The 17,941-nt window shown below is 71.1% G+C and carries 15 protein-coding genes and 1 pseudogene; 10 read left to right on the forward strand and 6 right to left on the reverse strand.

All coding sequences use genetic code 11. The annotated features are described in order from the left end of the window. The first annotated feature begins 4 nt into the window (after positions 1–4). From ACGFWI_RS34970 to ACGFWI_RS34980, 3 genes are read left to right on the forward strand one after another with little or no spacing between them, the layout of a single operon-like run. A complete protein-coding gene (locus ACGFWI_RS34970; protein ID WP_393910087.1) occupies positions 5–1,375 on the forward strand; it encodes a cytochrome P450 in 1,371 nt (456 codons plus the stop codon). Positions 1,376–1,411: 36 nt separating this feature from the next. Continuing rightward, a complete protein-coding gene (locus ACGFWI_RS34975) occupies positions 1,412–2,731 on the forward strand; it encodes a cytochrome P450 (protein ID WP_393910088.1) in 1,320 nt (439 codons plus the stop codon). A gap of 54 nt (positions 2,732–2,785) precedes the next feature. Then, complete coding sequence (locus tag ACGFWI_RS34980) at positions 2,786–3,544, forward strand: enoyl-CoA hydratase/isomerase family protein (RefSeq protein WP_393910089.1); 759 nt, start codon at positions 2,786–2,788, stop codon at positions 3,542–3,544. A gap of 78 nt (positions 3,545–3,622) precedes the next feature. On the opposite strand, the gene ACGFWI_RS34985 is transcribed toward ACGFWI_RS34980, so the two are convergent. Next, a complete protein-coding gene (locus ACGFWI_RS34985; RefSeq protein ID WP_393910090.1) occupies positions 3,623–4,162 on the reverse strand; it encodes a gamma carbonic anhydrase family protein in 540 nt (179 codons plus the stop codon). 143 nt (positions 4,163–4,305) lie between these two features. On the opposite strand from ACGFWI_RS34985, the gene ACGFWI_RS34990 reads away from it, so the two are divergent. Continuing rightward, entirely contained in the window at positions 4,306–5,070 is a 765-nt protein-coding gene (locus ACGFWI_RS34990) for an acyltransferase (protein ID WP_393910091.1), read from the forward strand. Positions 5,071–5,117: 47 nt separating this feature from the next. Here ACGFWI_RS34990 and ACGFWI_RS34995 read toward each other — a convergent pair whose 3' ends face one another. Then, positions 5,118–5,987 carry an EamA family transporter gene (locus ACGFWI_RS34995; protein ID WP_393910092.1) on the reverse strand — a complete coding sequence of 290 codons (870 nt, stop codon included), beginning with the start codon at positions 5,985–5,987 and terminating at the stop codon, positions 5,118–5,120. Positions 5,988–6,093: 106 nt separating this feature from the next. On the opposite strand from ACGFWI_RS34995, the gene ACGFWI_RS35000 reads away from it, so the two are divergent. Both ACGFWI_RS35000 and ACGFWI_RS35005 read left to right on the forward strand, forming a co-directional pair. Further along, on the forward strand, positions 6,094–6,666 hold the full coding sequence (locus ACGFWI_RS35000) for an XRE family transcriptional regulator (protein ID WP_393910093.1): 573 nt from the start codon (positions 6,094–6,096) through the stop codon (positions 6,664–6,666). 42 nt (positions 6,667–6,708) lie between these two features. After that, positions 6,709–7,266: a YbaK/EbsC family protein gene (locus ACGFWI_RS35005; RefSeq protein ID WP_393910094.1), complete on the forward strand. Its 558-nt coding sequence runs from the start codon at positions 6,709–6,711 to the stop codon at positions 7,264–7,266. A gap of 53 nt (positions 7,267–7,319) precedes the next feature. Here ACGFWI_RS35005 and ACGFWI_RS35010 read toward each other — a convergent pair whose 3' ends face one another. The 3 genes from ACGFWI_RS35010 to ACGFWI_RS35020 all read right to left on the reverse strand — a co-directional run bounded on the left by ACGFWI_RS35010 (position 7,320) and on the right by ACGFWI_RS35020 (position 9,205). Then, on the reverse strand, positions 7,320–7,811 hold the full coding sequence (locus tag ACGFWI_RS35010; RefSeq protein ID WP_393910095.1) for a GNAT family N-acetyltransferase: 492 nt from the start codon (positions 7,809–7,811) through the stop codon (positions 7,320–7,322). Positions 7,812–7,836: 25 nt separating this feature from the next. Continuing rightward, a complete protein-coding gene (locus ACGFWI_RS35015) occupies positions 7,837–8,244 on the reverse strand; it encodes a CoA-binding protein (protein ID WP_393910096.1) in 408 nt (135 codons plus the stop codon). A gap of 172 nt (positions 8,245–8,416) precedes the next feature. Then, positions 8,417–9,205 (reverse strand): type VII secretion system-associated protein, encoded by a 789-nt coding sequence (locus ACGFWI_RS35020; protein ID WP_393910097.1) that lies wholly within the window; start codon positions 9,203–9,205, stop codon positions 8,417–8,419. 263 nt (positions 9,206–9,468) lie between these two features. Here ACGFWI_RS35020 and ACGFWI_RS35025 point away from each other — a divergent pair, with 263 nt between their 5' ends. Together ACGFWI_RS35025 and ACGFWI_RS35030 are read left to right on the forward strand one after the other, a co-directional pair. Then, the gene (locus tag ACGFWI_RS35025; protein ID WP_393910098.1) at positions 9,469–10,095 is read left to right on the forward strand and encodes a YigZ family protein; all 627 of its coding nucleotides are present in this window, start codon (positions 9,469–9,471) and stop codon (positions 10,093–10,095) included. A gap of 343 nt (positions 10,096–10,438) precedes the next feature. After that, positions 10,439–11,944, forward strand: coding sequence for an APC family permease (locus ACGFWI_RS35030; protein ID WP_393910099.1), 1,506 nt, complete (start codon positions 10,439–10,441; stop codon positions 11,942–11,944). Positions 11,945–12,703: 759 nt separating this feature from the next. On the opposite strand, the pseudogene ACGFWI_RS35035 reads toward ACGFWI_RS35030, so the two are convergent. After that, positions 12,704–12,937: pseudogene (locus ACGFWI_RS35035) on the reverse strand (chaplin); the annotation flags it as partial. A gap of 587 nt (positions 12,938–13,524) precedes the next feature. Here ACGFWI_RS35035 and ACGFWI_RS35040 point away from each other — a divergent pair. Beyond that, complete coding sequence (locus tag ACGFWI_RS35040; RefSeq protein ID WP_393910100.1) at positions 13,525–14,691, forward strand: exonuclease SbcCD subunit D; 1,167 nt, start codon at positions 13,525–13,527, stop codon at positions 14,689–14,691. Further along, positions 14,688–17,933 carry an AAA family ATPase gene (locus ACGFWI_RS35045; protein ID WP_393910101.1) on the forward strand — a complete coding sequence of 1,082 codons (3,246 nt, stop codon included), beginning with the start codon at positions 14,688–14,690 and terminating at the stop codon, positions 17,931–17,933. The genes ACGFWI_RS35040 and ACGFWI_RS35045 overlap by 4 nt, the downstream gene beginning before the upstream one ends. Positions 17,934–17,941 lie beyond the last annotated feature (8 nt).

Genomic DNA, 17,941 nt, shown 5'->3' on the forward strand with positions numbered 1-17,941 from the left:
AGGCATGCAATCTCACTCGGATTTCCAGACTCCGCCACCCGGCTGCCCCGCACACGCCGGTGGCGAAAGGACGCCCCTGCACGGGCCGGAATTCGCCGCCGCGCCGGACGTGTTCTACGGCATGCTGCGGCAGCAGGGGCCCAGCGCGCCCGTCGAGCTGGCTCCCGGTGTGGAGGCCGAACTTGTCACGGACTACGCCACAGCGCTCCATGTCCTGCAGAATCCGGACACCTTCGCGCGGGATTCCCGTCGCTGGCGCGCGCTGAACGAGGGGCGTGTTCCGCTGGACAGCCCCGTGCTGCCGATGATGATGTACCGGCCGAATTGCATGTTCTCCGACGGCGCCGAGCACCTGAGGCTGCGCCAGGCGGTGACGGAGAGCTTCTCGCGTCTGGACATGCACCGTGTGAGCAGGCATGTCGACCGCGTCGCGGCGTACCTCATCGACCAGTTCAGCGTCCGGGGCAAAGCCGACCTGATCAGTGACTATGCGCAGCTGCTGCCGCTGCTGGTCTTCAACGACCTCTTCGGCTGCCCGGCGGAGATAGGCGACCGGCTGATCAGTGCCATCTCCAACCTCTTCGACGGTGTCGATGTGGAGCGGGCCAACGAGGTCATGGCGGGTGCCCTGTTCGAGCTGGTCACCCTCAAGCGCAGCACGCCGGGCGACGACATCACCTCCTGGCTGATGCAGCACCAGTCGCGGCTGACCGACGAGGAGATGGTCCACCAGCTCGCGCTGCTCATCGGGGCGGGTACCGAGCCTGTGCAGAACATCATCGCCAACGCGCTGCGGCTGCTGCTGTCCGACGAGCAGTTCGCCGGCGGCCCGCAGGGGGGCGGCGACGTCCTGGTCGAGGACGCCATCAACGAGGTGCTGTGGCACAGCCCGCCGATCGCCAACTACGCCACCCACTACCCGGTGCACGATGTGGAATTCTCCGGGAACAAGCTGGCAGCGGGGACGCCGGTGCTCATCAGCTTCGCGGCGGCCAACGCGGACCCGAGCCTGTCCGCGAGCCGGCAGACGTTCAGCAAGCGGGCCCATCTGGCCTGGGGAGCCGGCCCGCATGCCTGCCCGGCGAAGGATCCCGCGCTGCTGATCTCCATACGGGCGATCGAGAAGCTGCTGAACGCGCTGCCCGACATCGAGCTGGGCGTACCTGCGGACACGCTGACCTGGCGGCCCGGCCCCTTCCACCGGGCGCTCAACGCGCTGCCCGCCCGTTTCACTCCGGTACGCAGTGCGAGGCGCGGTTCGCTGCCCTCCGCGGCGGCCGGTCCCGACGGGGGAGACACCCGGGCCCGGGAGCAGCAGAGCAAGCCTCAGAAAGGCAGTTGGTGGAGTGGGTTCCTCAGCTGGTGGCGAGTGTGAGCTTCGCTACAGAGTGAATGTTCGCTGATCGCATGAATGTTCAGCCATAAGGGTATGCAGGGCTGGCGACTATCCAGTGATCTTCTGAAAGAAGGTGTCGCCTTGCAGCCCGCTCTGGCCGCTGCCCCCGTCGACCGGCGCAGTGTGGTGTCGCTTTTTTCCCGTCTGCGCACGGCCGATGGTCAGTCGAATCCGTTGCCGTTGTACGCGAAACTCAGGGCGATGGGGGATATCGTTCCGGCGCCGTGGGGCGGCCACTTGGTGACCTCATACGGTCTTTGCCACCAGCTTCTGCGAAGTAGATCCTGGCGGGTCCCGGACAATGATTGGCGGGCCCGCCAGGACGATGCGGCCCGCTGGAGCGCGAGTGCGTCACGCCAGATGGGCGGCACCCTGCCCATGCTCAACCCGCCGCACCACACCCGTGTGCGGCGGTTGGTGGGCAACGTTTTCGACCGCAACTCCCTGGCCGAGATGAAGGCGTCGGTCGAGCAGACGACCAGTCGACTGCTCGACCGGTTCGAAGAGGAACTCACGCACGGCCCGGCCGATTTCTGTGCACTGGTCAGCGAAGAACTTCCGGTGATTACCATCGGCGAATGGCTGCAGATTCCGCCGGCCGACTATGCGCTTTTGCGCTCCCTCACCCACGACCAGGTATATACCCAGGAACTGTTTCCGACTCCGAGCCAACTCTTGCTCTCCGACGAGTCGAGCCGCCAATTGCGGGACTATTTCACCTCTTTGGTGAGCGAGCGAAGGAGAAATCCGGGGAATGACCCGGTCTCGTCATGGCTCCGCGTCTGGGACATGCAGGAGCCCGACCGGGAAGCCGCCGACGAGGACGTCTACTTCCTGACGCTGTTCATGGTCCTGGCGGCGCTGGAGACGACGGCGCATGTCCTCTCCAGCGTGGTCCGGCTGCTCCTGGAGCACCCCCGTCAGCTGAACTGGCTGCGAATCCATCCCGAGCAGATACCGGACGCGATCGACGAGGTGCTCCGTCACGACGCCCCGATCCACATGATCAGCCGGGTGGCTCCCGAGGACACCGAACTCGCCGGGGTGACCGTCCACAAGAACGAGATGGTGCAGCTCATGGTCGGCGCCGCCCATCACGACCCGAACCACTTCGTCTCCCCCGGAGCCTTCGACATCAGCCGCCGGGTCTCCCATCTCGGCTTCGGCGGGGGAATTCACTATTGTCTGGGCAACGCGCTGGCGCGTCTGGAGGCGGACTGCCTGCTCACCGCGCTGCTGGAGCGTCTGCCCGGACTGAGGATCAGCGCTCCTCCCCTCTGGGAGCCACGCGTGGCCTTCCGCCGCCTGATCACGCTTCCGGTCGTCCGTGTCTGACATGCCCGGCGCACCGGTCTCCCGCACAGCGGAACAACGAATCAAGGAACGGCCATGATGCACGACTTCAAGTCTCTCTTCGTGACACACGAGGGTCCCGTCCTCACAGTGCAGTTGAACTGCCCCGAGACAGGCAACGCCATCTCCGGGGAGATCCTCGACGAGCTGCTCGTCGTACTGGGAGCCCTGGACGACGAGGCCGGTATCAGGGTCCTGGTCCTCTCCGGCGCGGGCGAGGACTTCTGTCTGGGCGGTGACCGGGCGGAGTTCCCCGCCCTGCTCGCCGAGGACCCCAGCGGAGTGGGGCTGCGGGCCCTCGGCAACAAGGCGCGACGGGTGTGTGATGCCCTTGCGAGCACCGACGCGGTGACCATCGCGCGGTTGCACGGCGGGGTGGTCGGGGCCGGAGTGGGACTCGCGGTCTTCTGCGATCTGCGGGTCGGCGCGGACACCTGCCGCTTCCGGCTGCCGGAGCTGGGGCTGGGGGTGCCGCCCGCCTGGGGCGGGATCATGCCGCGGCTGCTGCACGAGGCGGGCGCGGCGAGGATCCGTGAGCTGATACTGACCGCCGACAACTTCGACGCCGCCACCGCGCAGGAGCTGTCCATCCTCCACAACGTCGTCCCCGAGGATCAGCTCGACAGCGCCGTCACGCGGTGGATCAAGCCGCTGGTCCGCCGTTCCCCCTCGGCCCTGCGGACCGCGAAGCTGATGCTGAACGCGTACGCCAACGCCAACCGCCTCGCGGACGCCACCCTGTTCGATGCCGAGCTGCTGTCCTCCGCGCTGACCGCCGCCTCCGCCCGGCGCTGAGCCGCGGATCGCGGTGCGGTCCCTTCCAGGGTCCGCACCGCGGCGGCCGGCCGGGCTCCGCTCGGCCGCGTGGCCGGCTCACTCCTCGGTGGCCGTGAAGGCCTCTCGGTGCTGTGCCGCCAGTTCCACATACATCGTGGCGTTGACCGTGAGGAGTTCGCGCTCCTCATCGGTCAGCTCCCGCTTGACCTTCGCCGGCACTCCGGCCACCAGCGAGCCGGGCGGCACCCGCATGCCCTGAGGGACCAGTGCCTGCGCCGCGATCAGCGAGCCGGCGCCGATGTGCGCCCCGTTCAGCACCGTGGCACCCATGCCGATCAGGACATCGTCCTCGACGGTGCAGCCGTGCAGGACCGCGTTGTGCCCCACCGAGACCCGCGCGCCGACGGTCACCGGAAAGCCGGGGTCCACATGCACCGTGCAGTTGTCCTGGATATTGCTGTCGGCGCCGAGCACGATCGGGCCGCAGTCGGCCCGCAGTACCGCGTGGTACCAGACGCTGGAGCCCGCCGCCATGGTGACCTCGCCGAGCACGACGGACGTGGGGGCGGTGAATGCCTCCTGATCGACCTTCGGCTCCTTGCCGCCCACCGGTGAAATCAATGCCCGTCCTGCCATTTCCGGATCTCCTTGCCGTTCTGCGCCGCGCCAACAGCACCGTAGACGACGGCCGCTGTGCCGGGCAGGGACAGCCGCCGGTGGGGCGAAGATCACAGCCCGGCGCGCGGCCCGCCGCCCGGCAGGCTGAGTACGGTGTGCGGGTGCCGACAAACCAGAACGTGTTCTCATCTGTCGCGGCCTGGCGGCGCCGGGCCGTGTCGCGCGCCGTCCACCGCGGCGCGCGCTGGGTGAGGGAGGTCGCGGCCGTCACGGCCGAGCGCCCCGGCCCGTACCGCTTCCGGCGGATCGGCACCGGCACCCGGCTCGCCTTTCCGCAGGGCACGGTCTTCGGTGACCCGTGGATCGAGCTCGGCGACCACTGCATCATCGCCCAGGACGTGACGCTGACGGCGGGCATGATGCCGGATCTCGACCTCGGCCCGGACCCGATCCTCACGCTGGGGAACGGTGTCGTGCTGGGCCGCGGCAGCCATGTGATCGCGGATGTCCGGCTGACGATCGGCAACGACTGCTTCTTCGGCCCCGGTGTCTACGTCACCACCACCAACCACAGCTACGACGATCCCGAGGTGCCGGTCGGCAAGCAGTGGCCGCGCACCGACCCGGTGGCCATCGGCTCCGGCAGCTGGATCGGTACCGGGGCGGTGATCCTTCCCGGTGCGCGGCTGGGCCGGAATGTGGTGGTCGCGGCCGGCGCCGTGGTCCGCGGTGAGGTTCCCGATCATGCCGTGGTGGCCGGCGCCCCCGCCCGGGTCGTCCGCAGCTGGGACGCCCAGCAGGGCTGGCAGCCGCCGCTGCGCACCCCGACGCCGGTGCCGATCCCCGACGACGTCACCCCGGACCAGCTACTCGCCCTGCGGGCATGGCAGGCGGACGAAGCCAAGGAAGCGTACGAAGCGACCTGAGCCGCCGTCAGAGAGACTTGGGCCGCCCGTTGTCGGACCCGTCTCCGTCAGTTCCCCGAGGCGAGCAGGACCGAGCCGACCAGTGCGAGAGAGGCACCGGCCGTCTGGATCGCCCGCATCCGCTCCTTGAGGACGCCGAGTGCGGCGAGCGTGGTGACGACCGGGTAGAGGGAGGCGAGCACCGCCGCCATGGTGACCGGCCCGTTCTGGGCGGCGAGGGCGTAGGTGCCATTGGCGGCGACATCGGCGATCCCGACGAAACCGAGCGCGGGCAGCGCGCCCCGGAGGGCCGGGAGCCCGCCCTCGGGGAGCGCCGGGGTGCCACGCCGCACCGACGCGTACAGGGCGGCTCCGCCGACGGCGACATTGCACACCCGCTGGACGAACAGGGCGAGGAAGAGGCCGGTCACGGTCGTGGACGCCTCCGAGATCAGGGCCATCACCGCGCCGAACCCGAGCGCCGAGACCAGCGTCAGCACAAGGGTCTGGCTGGCCACGGACGCGCCGCTGATCCGCGGGCCGCCGGCCAGCAGGACACCGATGACGGCCACGACCATGCCGGTGACCTGCAGCAGCCCAGGCCGTTCGCCCGCCACGATCCCGACGCCGAGCGGTACGAGGATGGTGCCGACCGAGGCGACCGGGGAGACCACGCCCATCGGGCCGAGCGCCAGGGCGCGGTAGAAGCAGAGCATGGCGGCGGGCCCCACGACACCCGCCCCGACCGCGAACCACAGCTGCGGTCCGGCCTCCCGCCAGCCGCCGGTGGCCAGCACGATGGCGCCCAGCACCACGGCGGCCAGGGCCTGCGAGACGACCACCACGGTCAGCGCCTGCAGCCGTCGGGTGAGCAGTCCGCCGCCGAAGTCGGCGAGCCCCCACAGAAGGCTGGTGGCCAGGGCGAAGACCGCTGTCATGGTGAAACCTCGCAGTACAGTGAACCGGACGCTGAAGTACACCACACCGTAGTGCAGCACGTTGCATCGCGGCATCTAATATATTGCCCTTCGACTGGGACGGACCGTGACGGACCTCGATCAGCTCACGCAGTCGCTCGCCCGCAACCTCAAACACTGGCGCGCCGAGCGCGGCTTCACCCTCGATGCGCTGGCGGCCCGCGCCGGGGTCAGCCGCGGCATGATCATCCAGATCGAGCAGGCCCGGACGAATCCGAGCGTGGGAACCACCGTCAAGATCGCGGACGCGCTCGGCGTCAGCATCACCACGCTCCTCGACTACGAGCAGGGCCCGCAGGTGCGCATCGTGGCGCCGAGCGAGGCGGTCCGGCTGTGGTCCACCGAGGCCGGCAGCTTCACCACGCTCCTCGTGGGCGCCGAGGCACCCGGACCGTACGAGCTGTGGGACTGGCGGCTGATGCCCGGCGACAGCAGCGCCTCCGATCCCCATCCAGCCGGCACCGTCGAACTGCTGCACGTCCGGGCCGGCACGCTGACGCTGGTCGTCGACGGCGAGGAGCACACGGTGCCCGCCGGCGCCTCGGCGACCTTCGAGGCCAAGGTCACGCACGGCTACCGCAATGACGGGACGGAACCGGTCGAGATGACCATGTCGGTGATCATTCCGCTCGCCCGCTGAGACGGCCCGCCACCGGTCCGTTACGACTGTTAACTTGGCGCCATGCCCGTGCCGATGGATGCCTTTGACGATGTCCGGCCCGCAGTGGAGTGCCTGGACCTGCTGACCGGGCCGGTGGCCGCCGCGATCCGCGACTGGAGCGGATCCGTCCCGGTCGAGGAGCTGCGCTTCGTCGACACGGACCCGGCCATCGCGGACACCGCGCTGCTCGTCGAGCGCTACGGCCCCTGGCTCCTGGAGCAGTCGGCGAACTGCGTGGTGGTGGCCGGCAAGCGCGGCGGCGAGGCCACCCTGGCCGCCTGTGTCGTCCTCTCGCACACCCGCGTCGATGTCAACGGCGTGGTACGGCGTCAGCTGGGCGCCCGCAAGGCGTCGTTCGCACCGATGGACAAGGCGGTCGGGGAGAGCGGGATGGAGTACGGCGGGATCACCCCGATCGGTCTGCCCGCCGACTGGCCGCTGTTGGTGGACTCCGCCGCCGCCGACACCCCCTACGCCCTGATCGGCAGCGGCAGCCGCCGCGGCAAGCTCATCGTGCCCGGCAAGGCGCTGGCCGAACTGCCCGGCGCCACAGTCCTGGACGGGCTGGGTATCGCCTAGGCGCGAGGGTGGACAGGGCGCGCCCGGGGTCCCGCGGCACGTTCGGCCGCCCCCTACGGGACGAACGCCCCGGACCGCAGATCCAGCGACAGCGCCGTGGAGTGCTCGGAGAAACCCAGACTCCGGTACAACGGCTCGGCATCGTCGGTGGCATGCAGATCGACCCGGGTGACGCCCCGCTCGGCGAACCAGCCGAGCAGCGCCTCTGTCGTGGCACGCGCATAGCCGCGGCCCCGGTAGCGGGGGTCCGTGCAGACGTTGAAGACGAAGCCGAAGCGCCCCGTCGGATGGCTCGGTGCCGGCAGCCGCTCCTCGATCGTGCCGAGCGCGCAGGCTGCGAGATGCGGAGCACCGGCTTCCGCACCAGCCACCACGAATCCGGCCAGCCGCGCCCGTGGCCCGGTCAGCTGCCGACGCGCCGTCGCCTCCGCGTCCCGCTCCCAACTCCCGGGAGAATCACGCCCGTTCATGGCGAGGAACATCAGACGCCGCAACCGGACCAGCTCGGCGGCGTCCTCGGGAACAGCGGCGCGGGTCACGATCATGCCCGGACGCTAACGCACCCGCCGCTCAGCCCAAACGGGGTATCTCAATCGCCGGACAACGGTCCATCACCATGTCGAGACCGGAGTCGCGCACCCGGTCCCAGGCCGCCTCATCGACCACCCCGAGCTGGAACCAGACAGCCTTCGCCCCGGCCGCCACGGCCTCGTCGGCAACGCCGCCCGCCTGCTCGCTGTTGACGAACACATCGACCACATCGACCGGGAAGGGGATCGCGGCCAGCGAGGGATACCCCTGCTCACCATGCACCGTCTCGGCCTTGGGATGCACCGGCACGATCCGCTTGCCGTAGCGCTGCAGCACCTCGGCGACACCGTGCGCCGCGCGCCGCTCATTGTTCGACAGGCCCACGACGGCCCAGGTGTCGCCGAGCTCGGTGAGGATCCTGCGGATCGTGCTGGGGTCGCCGTACACGCACTGCCTCCTGCGGATGGAAGGGTCCTGTGCCGCTCAACGGACGGCGCGCCCCGGAGATTCCCGCGGGAGACGACAAGGCCGTGCGGCGTGTAACGACCGGCGCGCGCCGCACGGCAGACGCCCCGCCCGAAGGGGAAGACGGGCGGGGCGGGTCTTTGGTGCCGGCGGCTCAGTTGGCGCCGCGGGCCATGCCGCTGCCGGCCATGCCTGCCCCGACGACGGTGCTGCCCGTGGCGGCACGGGCCGGCTTGCCGATGCCCCGGCCGCTGCCCACCGGCTCGGCGCCGCCGGCCCCGGTACCCGGGCGCGGCCCTACGGGCGCGGCCGTGTCCCGCGTCCCGTCCGCCGTTCCGGACGCCTCGGCCAGCGTGGCGCGCAGCTCCTCGGTGTCCACCAGCATGCTCACGGGGCCGGTCGGGTTGAGGTACAGCGCATGGCCCGGCGGCAGCTGCTCGACGAGTTCGGCCATCGGCCGCCGGTCGTACAGCAGACGGCCCACCGATTCGAGGTAGCTCTGCGAGGTGTAAACGGGGATCACCGGGGTGCCCTCGGGCGAGGCGGCGGCCAGTGGCGTACCGGTCGCGGTCACCAGGACGGATACCTCCGCGTGCGCCAGCGCCTCGGAGACGGCGTCTCCCGGTCCGTAGCCGGTCGCGGCGAGTTGCAGCGCGCTGTCGACCGCATCGGTCGGCTCCGGCCAGTCCAGCATCTGGGGCGACGGCCGGTACTCCGGATTGTCGCGCCACTCCACGATCTCGCCCGTCGGGTCCGAGCGCCACTGCCCGATCAGCGCCCAGAGAGGCGGTGGCCCCTCTCCCTGCCAGGTCAGATCCACCATGGCCAGCCAGTGGTCGGGTGCCTTGCGTGCCGCCTCGATGACCTCCGGCGGGGGCTCGGGCATCTCCTCACCCGTCACGGGAACGCCCGCCGTCATCGCCGACTGTGTGCTCTCTTCCATGCAGCCCTCCGCAAACCCGCCGTTCCTACACGTACGAGCGGGGCCCCGGAAACACGAGGCTCTCGCACTGACCTCACAGTGCCCACGGCCGGGGCGGTCGTCGCACCGACGCACCGTGCGGACGGGGTGAGTACGCCGCCTGGCCGTGCTGACTGCGCCCGTACGGCGGACACCCGCGCCCTTACGGCGGACACCCCAGCGCGGCGCGGACCGGCCGGACCGGCCGGTATCCGCATGTCACAGGGGCCGCATAGGCTGGTCCGATGCAGGAGCAGTACCGCACGCTCGCGCGCGAGGGCGTCCATGAGATCGAGATCAACAAGTCCCGCTTCCTCTGCGCGCTCGCGCCCGTAGCGACCGAGGCCGAGGCCCAGGACTTCATCGCGCGCATCCGCAAGGAGCACCCCACCGCCCGTCATCACTGCTTCGCCTACGTCCTGGGCGCCGACGGCGGCATCCAGAAGGCGAGCGACGACGGCGAGCCGGGCGGCACCGCTGGCGTACCGATGCTGCAGATGCTGGTGCGCCGCGAGGTCCGCTATGTCGTCGCCGTCGTCACCCGCTACTTCGGCGGCGTCAAGCTGGGGGCCGGCGGCCTCATCCGGGCGTACGGAGGCGTCGTCGGCGAGGCACTGGATGCGCTGGGCACGGTCATCCGGCAGCGCTTCCGCCTGGTGACGGTCACCGTCGACCACCAGCGCGCGGGCCGGTTGGAGAACGATCTGCGCACGACGGGACGGGCGGTGCGTGAGGTGACGTACGGGGCAGAGGTATGCATCGAGATCGGGCTGCCGGAGGCCGACCTGGATGCCTTCCGCGCCTGGCTCGCGGACTCCACCGCCGGCACGGCGAGGCTGGAGCTCGGCGGCGAGGCGTACGGGGATCTCTGACCGGCGGGGCGGGCGGCCTTCCGGGGAGACGCTGGGGCTCGGCGGCGGGGGCGGGCCGGGCGCCGGGCTCGGTAACGGGCGCTTGGTGACGGGGGAGGGCCGGTGACGTGCTGATGCTCGGCGGCGGGGGCCGTCGTGTGGCACCGGCCCGGTGACGTGGAGGTGCTCGGCGACGGGGCACGCTGACCGGCGACTGCCACGGTGACGGCCGGGAAGGGTGTGCCGAGCACGCCGGAAAGTTCGGTCCGCACCGGTGCGGGCGGGGCGCCGGTCGTGTCAGCCTGTGGCGCGGCGAGAACAGGCCGCGAAGCAGCTGCTCGTGCCGGCACGAGAAAGGGCCCCTATGCCTGAACTCCTCGATGAGCGCGTGGGATTCGTCCGCCGGATCGGCCTGTTCCAGGCCACCGCCATCAACATGAGCCAGATGTGCGGCATCGGTCCCTTTGTGACCATCCCGCTGATGGTCGCCGCGTTCGGCGGGCCGCAGGCCGTGACCGGGTTCCTGGCGGGTGCGGTCCTTGCGCTCGCGGACGGGCTGGTCTGGGCCGAGCTGGGTGCGTCGCTGCCCGGTGCGGGAGGCAGCTACGTCTATCTGCGGCAGGCGTTCCAGTACCGGACCGGCAAGCTGATGCCGTTTCTGTTCGTCTGGACGGCCATGCTGTTCATCCCGCTGGGGATGTCCACCGGCGTGATCGGCTTTGTGCAGTACCTCGGTTATCTGTGGCCGGACATGAGCCCCGGGCAGGGCGACCTCGTCGGCCTTGTCGTCACGGTGGGCATCATCGGGCTGCTGTGGCGGCGGGTGGAGAACATCGCCAAGCTCACCGTCGTGCTGTGGACGGTGATGATTGCCTCCGTCGTCCTGGTCATCGTCGCCGCCTTCACCCACTTCAGTCCCGAGCGCGCGTTCACCTACCCCGCCCATGCCTTCGAGCTGACGTCCAGTCACTTCTGGATCGGCTTCGCGGCCGGCCTGACGATCGGCATCTACGACTACCTCGGCTACAACACCATCGCGTACATGGGTGCCGAGATCAGACAGCCCGGCCGCGCCATCCCCCGCGCCGTCATCACCTCGATCCTCGGCATCATGACGATCTATCTGCTGCTGCAGATCGGCACCCTGGGCATCGTGAACTGGAAGGACATGCTCGACCCGAACTCCACGGCGTCCTCCTCCGTGGCCTCCGCCGTACTGGAGAAGGCCTGGGGCAGGGGTGCCGCCGACACCGTCACGGTGCTCATCCTCATCACCGCCGTCGCCTCCGTCTTCACCGGACTCCTCGGCGGCTCCCGGGTCCCCTACGACGCCGCCCGCGACCGGGTCTTCTTCCGCCCGTACGGCAAGCTCCACCCTCGTCACCGCTTCCCCGTACTGGGCCTGCTGACCATGGGAGCCGTGATGGCCGTGGGCTTCCTCATCGGACGGCACACCGACCTGGCCACCATCATCCAGTTGCTGACCACGGTCATGGTGATCGTGCAGTCGCTGGCTCAGATCGCGGCGGTGACCGTGCTGCGCCGCCGTCAGCCGGGCCTGCGCCGCCCGTACCGGATGTGGCTCTATCCACTGCCGAGCGTCGTGGGGCTGGTCGGCTGGCTGGTGATCTACGGCTACGCGGACCGCAACTCGCCCGGCAGACACCCCATCGAATGGTCGCTGGCGTGGGTCGGGGCGGGCGTCGTGGCCTTCGTCGTCTGGGCCCGTTACGAAAAGGAGTGGCCGTTCGGACCGAAGCGGATCAGCGAGGAGTATCTGCACGGGGCGGATCCGGACACCGAGCGGCCCAGCGGAGACGAGGGGGAGAAGGGCGTCGAGGGCACGGTGGGGGCCGCCGGGGGCAGCTGACGCCCATGTCATGGTGAGCGCGCCTGCAGCCCTGCGCAACGGTGCGGCCGGCTTCCTCCTCGGCTGTCGGAGCTGACACCGGGAGGGGGAGGTGGTCCGCGCCGTGGCCAGAGGACTGTCGAACGCTGAGATCGGACGCCAACTGGCCCCGGGGAAGGGACGGCAAATGCTCACGTCAGCCGTGCGCTCGCCAAGCTGGGGGCCAACCGGGTGCAGATGGCACTGCTGGTCCGTGACGCGGGCATGAAGCAGCTTCCCCGCAGATACGGGCCGGAAGCGGGTGCACGGGTGAGGGCTTCGCCCCCCGGATCGAAAGTCAGCAACGCCGGCGGGCCGGCCGCGAAGTTCTCTCAAGGCCCTGGCGGTGAGAAAGGCGGCCAGGGCCGGGCGTCGAGGTCACGCCGGGTGGTCCGGGGCCGCCGGGCCTCCTGGGGGTCAGGAGGCAGTGGGGAGCCCGGGGCCGAGCCGTCTCCTCCGATGAAGGTGGAAGGGCTGTCGGTGCAAACGGCCCGGCCCCGGGCTTGGTGGTGCGGTTCGGCAGTGGTCGTCCCGGGCAGCGCCAGATCATCGGCGCTGCCCGGGACGGCTCCTGTCCTAGCGGCTGCCGGCCATGCCGCCGCCGCCGGTGTGCACGCCACCGGCCGGACGGTGGTGGTGGTGCTTCTTCTTGTGGTGCTTCTTCTTGGCGTGCTTGACGACGTGCTTGACGACGTGCTTGACGACCGTGTGGTGGCGGACAATCACCCGGCGCTCAAGGCCGTTGATGCAGGTGTTGCCGAAGGCCGGGTTCAGCAGCCCCACGATATTAATGGTGTTGCCACACACGTTGACCGGAATGTGGACCGGAACCTGAATCGCATTGCCCGACACCACTCCGGGTGAGTTGGCCGCGCCGCCGGCCGCGCCACTGTCTGCGAACGCTGCCGAAGCGCCACCCAGGGCAGTACTTGCCGCAAGAGCGGCCAGAGCAGCCACCCGCGTGATCCGTGACATAACAATCTCCCGATCGATCCAAGCGGCTCACTGCCGCTTCCTGTACTTCTCCTTCGGTTCGTGCGGCCGCACCGTGAGGGGATTTGCCAAGGTTTCACACTTTCAGGGCATAAATGTGCTTTGATGCTGGGCGTTTGCCGCGGTGCGGCTACTGACTTGTCTGATCTTCTGCCCCCGTCGGCGGGTGGGCACCTCGGTCCGCGATTCCTGGCCACCGGCCGAAGTGCCGACGATACGCAGACCTTCCGAGAACGCTCGCAAGATGTGTGGCAGTCCGGTGAATTGCGCGTCGGCGCACGAGGCGACCCTCACCGCCCCGACGCGGCAGCCGCCGCAGGCCTCGAGCGTTCTTTCGATGCCCGCCTCTGCTCGGTACCGGCCCGCGGGCCCGGGCTGTCGCACGTCCGTGACTCCCGTTGCCCGGACCGCGCCGGCACGCCGAGCGCGGCGCACATCTACGGTCATTTGACGCCAGATGCGGGTGCGAGAATGAGGTCCGTGAGGGACGGGGGGCTTGCCGCAGCCAAGGCCGACCGTGCTGACCCGAAGCCTATGGAGGGGACGAACATGCAGGTCGGAGCTGTTTCGTGAGAATTCTGCACACCTCCGACTGGCATTTGGGACGGTCCTTTCACCGGGTGAGCCTGCTCTCCGCCCAGCGCGCGTTCCTGGATCATCTCGTGGAGACGGTGCGCGACCGGGACATCGATGTGGTGCTGGTGGCCGGCGATGTCTACGACCGTGCCGTGCCGCCGCTGGCCGCTGTCGAGCTCTTCGACGATGCCCTGCACCGGCTCGCCGCCCTCGGGGTCCCGACCGTGATGATCTCCGGCAACCATGACTCCGCCCGCCGGCTGGGGGTCGGCTCCGGGCTGATGGAGCAGGCCGGAATCCATCTGCGGACCGATCCGGCCGGCTGTGGCACCCCCGTGCTGCTCTCCGACGCCCACGGCCCGGTGGCGCTCTACGGACTGCCGTATCTCGAACCCGCCATGGTGCGCGACGCCCTCGGTGCCCGGCGGGCCGACCACGCGGAGGTGCTGGGCGCGGCGATGGACCGGGTGCGGGCCGACCTCGCCGGCCGGCCCGCGGGGACCCGCTCCGTGGTGCTTGCGCATGCCTTCGTCACCGGCGGTGCGGTCAGTGACAGCGAGCGCGATATCACCGTCGGCGGGGTCGCCTCCGTTCCCGCGGCCGTGTTCGACGGGGTGGACTACGTCGCCCTCGGGCATCTGCACGGCTGTCAGACCCTCACCGAGCGGGTCCGCTACTCCGGATCGCCGCTCGCCTACTCCTTCTCCGAGGCCGGTCACCGCAAGTCGTCCTGGGCCGTCGATCTCGACGCGGACGGCGCCGTGCACGCGGAGCGGGTGGACTGCCCGGTGCCGCGGCCGCTGGCCCGTATCCGGGGACCGTTGGAGGAGTTGCTGGAGGACCCGGAGCAGGTCCGGCACGAGGAGTCCTGGGTCGAGGCGACGCTCACCGACACCGTCCGTCCGCAGGAGCCCATGGCTCGGCTCGCCCGGCGCTTCCCGCACATCGTCAGCCTCGTCTTCGACCCCGACGACGGGCCCACCCGCTCGCTGGCGTCGTACGCGCAGCGGCTGCGTGGGCGCAGCGACCAGGAGATCGCCGAGGACTTCGTGGAGCACGTACGGTCCGGCCGGGTGGCCGATGAGCAGGAGCGGATCGAACTGCGTTCGGCGATCGACGAGGTGCGCGTCGACGACATGGCGGCCGAGGTGGCGCGTTGAGGCTGCACCGGCTCTCCCTCACCGCCTTCGGACCCTTCGGCGGCACCCAGACCATCGACTTCGACCGGCTGTCGCGGGACGGTCTGTTCCTGCTGCACGGGCCGACCGGCGCGGGCAAGACCTCGGTCCTGGATGCGGTGTGCTTTGCGCTGTACGGGTCGGTGCCCGGGGCGCGGCAGAGCGGCCAGGCCCTGCGCAGCGATCTGGCCGACCCGCTGATCCTCACCGAGGTCGTCCTCGAACTGACCGTGGCGGAACGGCGGTTGGAGATCACTCGGCTGCCCGAGCAGCCACGTCCCAAGAAGCGGGGCAGTGGCACGACGAAGGAGAAGGCGCAGAGCAGGCTGCGGGAATTCGTACCGGCGGGGGCGGATGCCGGGGGAGCGGCGGACGGCGACGGGCCGGTGGACGGCTCGGGTGGTCACTGGAAGGCGCTGAGCCGCTCGCACCAGGAGATCGGCGAGGAGATCGGCCAGCTGCTCGGGATGAGCAAGGAGCAGTTCTGCCAGGTGGTGCTGCTGCCGCAGGGCGACTTCGCGCGCTTTCTGCGGGCCGACGCGGAGGCCCGCTCCCGGCTGCTGGGGCGGCTCTTCGACACCCGGCGGTTCGCGGCCCTCGAAGAGCAGTTGAATGCCCGCCGCAAGGCCGCCGCTGACACCGTCATGGCAGGCGACGAACGGCTGCTGGCGCTGGCGCACCGGATGGCGCAGGCGGCCGGTGCGAGCGCCGACCTCACCGATCCGTCGGTTCCGGCGCCGGACCGGGCCGGACCGGCCGCACCGGGTGCACCGGCGCGCGGACGCGGTGCCGCGGCGGCCGGCGGGCGCGGCCGGGCGTCGGCGACGGCCACGGTGAGGGCGACCGTGCCGGGGCAGGCCGGGCCCGTGGAGGGCGGCGGACGGGGCGGATCGGCCCGTACCGCGGCCGGGGAAGACCCGGCCGCACCGGGCCCCGGCGAGCCGGGGTTCGCGGAAGCGGTGCTGGTCAGGGCGGCCGTCGCCCGGGTGAGCGCACGGGAGCGGCTGGCGGTCGCATGTGGTGCGGTGCACGCCGCCGAGGCCGCGGAGCACCAGGCGGCCCGGCGGTGGGAAGAGGCCCGTGAGCGCGACCGGCTCCAGCAGCGGTACGCGGACGCCCGGCGACGGGCCGCCCGGCTCGATGCCCGTGCCGAGGAGCGGGAACGCACCCGTACCAGGCTGGAGCGGGCCCGTGCGGCCGCGGAGGTCGCGCCCGCGCTCGCCCTGCGCGATGCCGCCTGGCATGAACTGGACGCCGCACAGCGTGCCGAGCGGCAGGCCAGAAGCCCGCTGCCGTCCGCTCTCGCCGATGCCGAGGGTGATCAACTCACCTCGGTGGAACGGCAGGTGAGGGAGGACCTGGGCTCCCTCGGGGTGGCCCGGCGGGCCGAGCGGCGCGCCGCTGACATCGGCCGGGAGCGGTCCGGCCTCGACCGTGAGGCGCGCGCCGACGAGCAGACGCTGCTGGACGCCGCCGAGTGGCTCGCCGGATGGGGCGAGGCCCAGCACGCCCACCAGCAGCGCATAGAAACGGCGCAGGAGGCCGCCACCCGGGCCGAACAGCTCGGCGCCCGGATCGAACCGGCCGCCGAACGGTGGGAGGCGGCCCGTCGCCGTGACCGGCTCGATGCCGACGTGCGGTCCGCGCAAGGGGAGCTGCTCGCCGCCAGGGAGCGGTCCGCGGCGGCCCGCGAGCACTGGCTCGACCTCAAGGACCGCAGGCTGCGCGGGATCGCCGCCGAGCTCGCGGACGGACTGCGCGACGGTCAGGCGTGCGCGGTGTGCGGTGCGACCGAGCACCCCGAACCGGCCAGGCCCGGAGCGGGACATGTCGACCGGACGGCCGAAGAGGCCGCACTGGAGGCTCACCGCCGGGCCGAGGAGTCACGGCAGCAGGCAGAGGCCCACTGTCAGTCGGTCAAGGAGGCGCTGGCCGCCGCGGCCGCCAAGGCGGGGGACACCCCGGCCGGTGAACTCGCCGCCCAGGTCGAGGAGTTGCGCGCCGACTTCGCCCGCGCCCATGCGCTCGGCGCCGACCTCCATGCCGCCCGTGAGGCGCTCGGACGCGCCGAGCGGGAGTACGAACGGCGCCGCGTCGAGCAACAGCAGGCCGAGCGCCGGGCCGCTGCCCGTACCTCCCACCGTGAGGCGCTGGACCGCGAACGGGCCGCCCTGGAAGAGGAGCTGACCCGGGCGCGGGGCGACTGCCCGAGCGTGGCCGACCGGGCCGCGCGGCTGGAGCGGCAGGTCGCCCTGCTCTGCGCGGCGGCGGAGGCGGCCCGTACGGCCGTCGCCTGCGCCCAGCGGCTCAAGGACGCCGACGCCGGGCTGTCCGACGCCGCCTACCGTGCCGGATTCGACACCCCGCAGGCCGCGGCGGAGGCCCTGCTGCGGGACGACGAATGGCGGGTGCTGCAGCAGCGGCTCGACGAATGGCAGGCCGAATCCGCCGCTGTGGAGGCGGAGTTGGCCGATCCCGAGACCGCCGCCGCGGCGGCGCTGCCGCCCGCGGACCCGGCCGCCGCACAGACCGCGCACCAGGCCGCGGCAGCGCGGCTGCGTACCGCCTCGGCCACCCACGCCGCGGCCCGGGACCGCTGCGCCGAGCTCGACCGGCTCTCCGCCGACGCCGACGCCGACGCCCGCGCGCTGGCCCCGCTGCGCGCCGCCCACGACCGCGTCGCCCGCCTCGCCGCACTCGCCTCCGGTACGTCCACGGAGAACGAGCGGCGGATGCGCCTGGAGTCGTATGTGCTCGCCGCCCGGCTCGAACAGGTCGCGGCCGCCGCCACGGCCCGGCTGCACCGGATGTCCGCCGGCCGCTACACCCTCGTCCACTCCGACGAACGGGCCGGCGGTGCCCGGCGCTCCGGCCTCGGCCTGCATGTCATCGATGCCTGGACCGGGCGCGAACGGGACACCTCCAGCCTGTCCGGCGGCGAGACCTTCTTCGCCTCGCTCGCGCTGGCGCTCGGCCTCGCCGACGTCGTCACCGACGAGGCGGGTGGCACCCGGCTGGACACCCTCTTCATCGACGAGGGGTTCGGCAGCCTGGACGAACAGACCCTGGACGAGGTGCTGGACGTCCTGGACTCACTGCGCGAACGCGACCGCAGCGTAGGCATCGTCAGCCATGTCGCCGATCTCAAGGCACGGATTCCCGCCCAGCTGGAGGTCGTCAAGGACCGTTCGGGCTCCACGGTCCGGCACCGCGTACGGGGCTGAGTCCGCCG

Origin of the sequence: Streptomyces sp. NPDC048434 (assembly GCF_043200375.1) — a bacterium.
Taxonomy (GTDB): Bacteria; Actinomycetota; Actinomycetes; order Streptomycetales; family Streptomycetaceae; genus Streptomyces.

Excerpts from the sequence above, each read along its gene's own strand:
- ACGFWI_RS34970 (WP_393910087.1), top strand. The coding sequence starts at position 5 with ATGCAATCTCACTCGGATTTCCAGACTCCGCCACCCGGCTGCCCCGCA.
- ACGFWI_RS34975 (WP_393910088.1), top strand. The coding sequence starts at position 1,412 with ATGTTCAGCCATAAGGGTATGCAGGGCTGGCGACTATCCAGTGATCTT.
- ACGFWI_RS34980 (WP_393910089.1), top strand. The coding sequence starts at position 2,786 with ATGATGCACGACTTCAAGTCTCTCTTCGTGACACACGAGGGTCCCGTC.
- ACGFWI_RS34985 (WP_393910090.1), bottom strand. The coding sequence starts at position 4,162 with ATGGCAGGACGGGCATTGATTTCACCGGTGGGCGGCAAGGAGCCGAAG.
- ACGFWI_RS34995 (WP_393910092.1), bottom strand. The coding sequence starts at position 5,987 with ATGACAGCGGTCTTCGCCCTGGCCACCAGCCTTCTGTGGGGGCTCGCC.
- ACGFWI_RS35005 (WP_393910094.1), top strand. The coding sequence starts at position 6,709 with ATGCCCGTGCCGATGGATGCCTTTGACGATGTCCGGCCCGCAGTGGAG.
- ACGFWI_RS35010 (WP_393910095.1), bottom strand. The coding sequence starts at position 7,811 with ATGATCGTGACCCGCGCCGCTGTTCCCGAGGACGCCGCCGAGCTGGTC.
- ACGFWI_RS35020 (WP_393910097.1), bottom strand. The coding sequence starts at position 9,205 with ATGGAAGAGAGCACACAGTCGGCGATGACGGCGGGCGTTCCCGTGACG.
- ACGFWI_RS35025 (WP_393910098.1), top strand. The coding sequence starts at position 9,469 with ATGCAGGAGCAGTACCGCACGCTCGCGCGCGAGGGCGTCCATGAGATC.
- ACGFWI_RS35030 (WP_393910099.1), top strand. The coding sequence starts at position 10,439 with ATGCCTGAACTCCTCGATGAGCGCGTGGGATTCGTCCGCCGGATCGGC.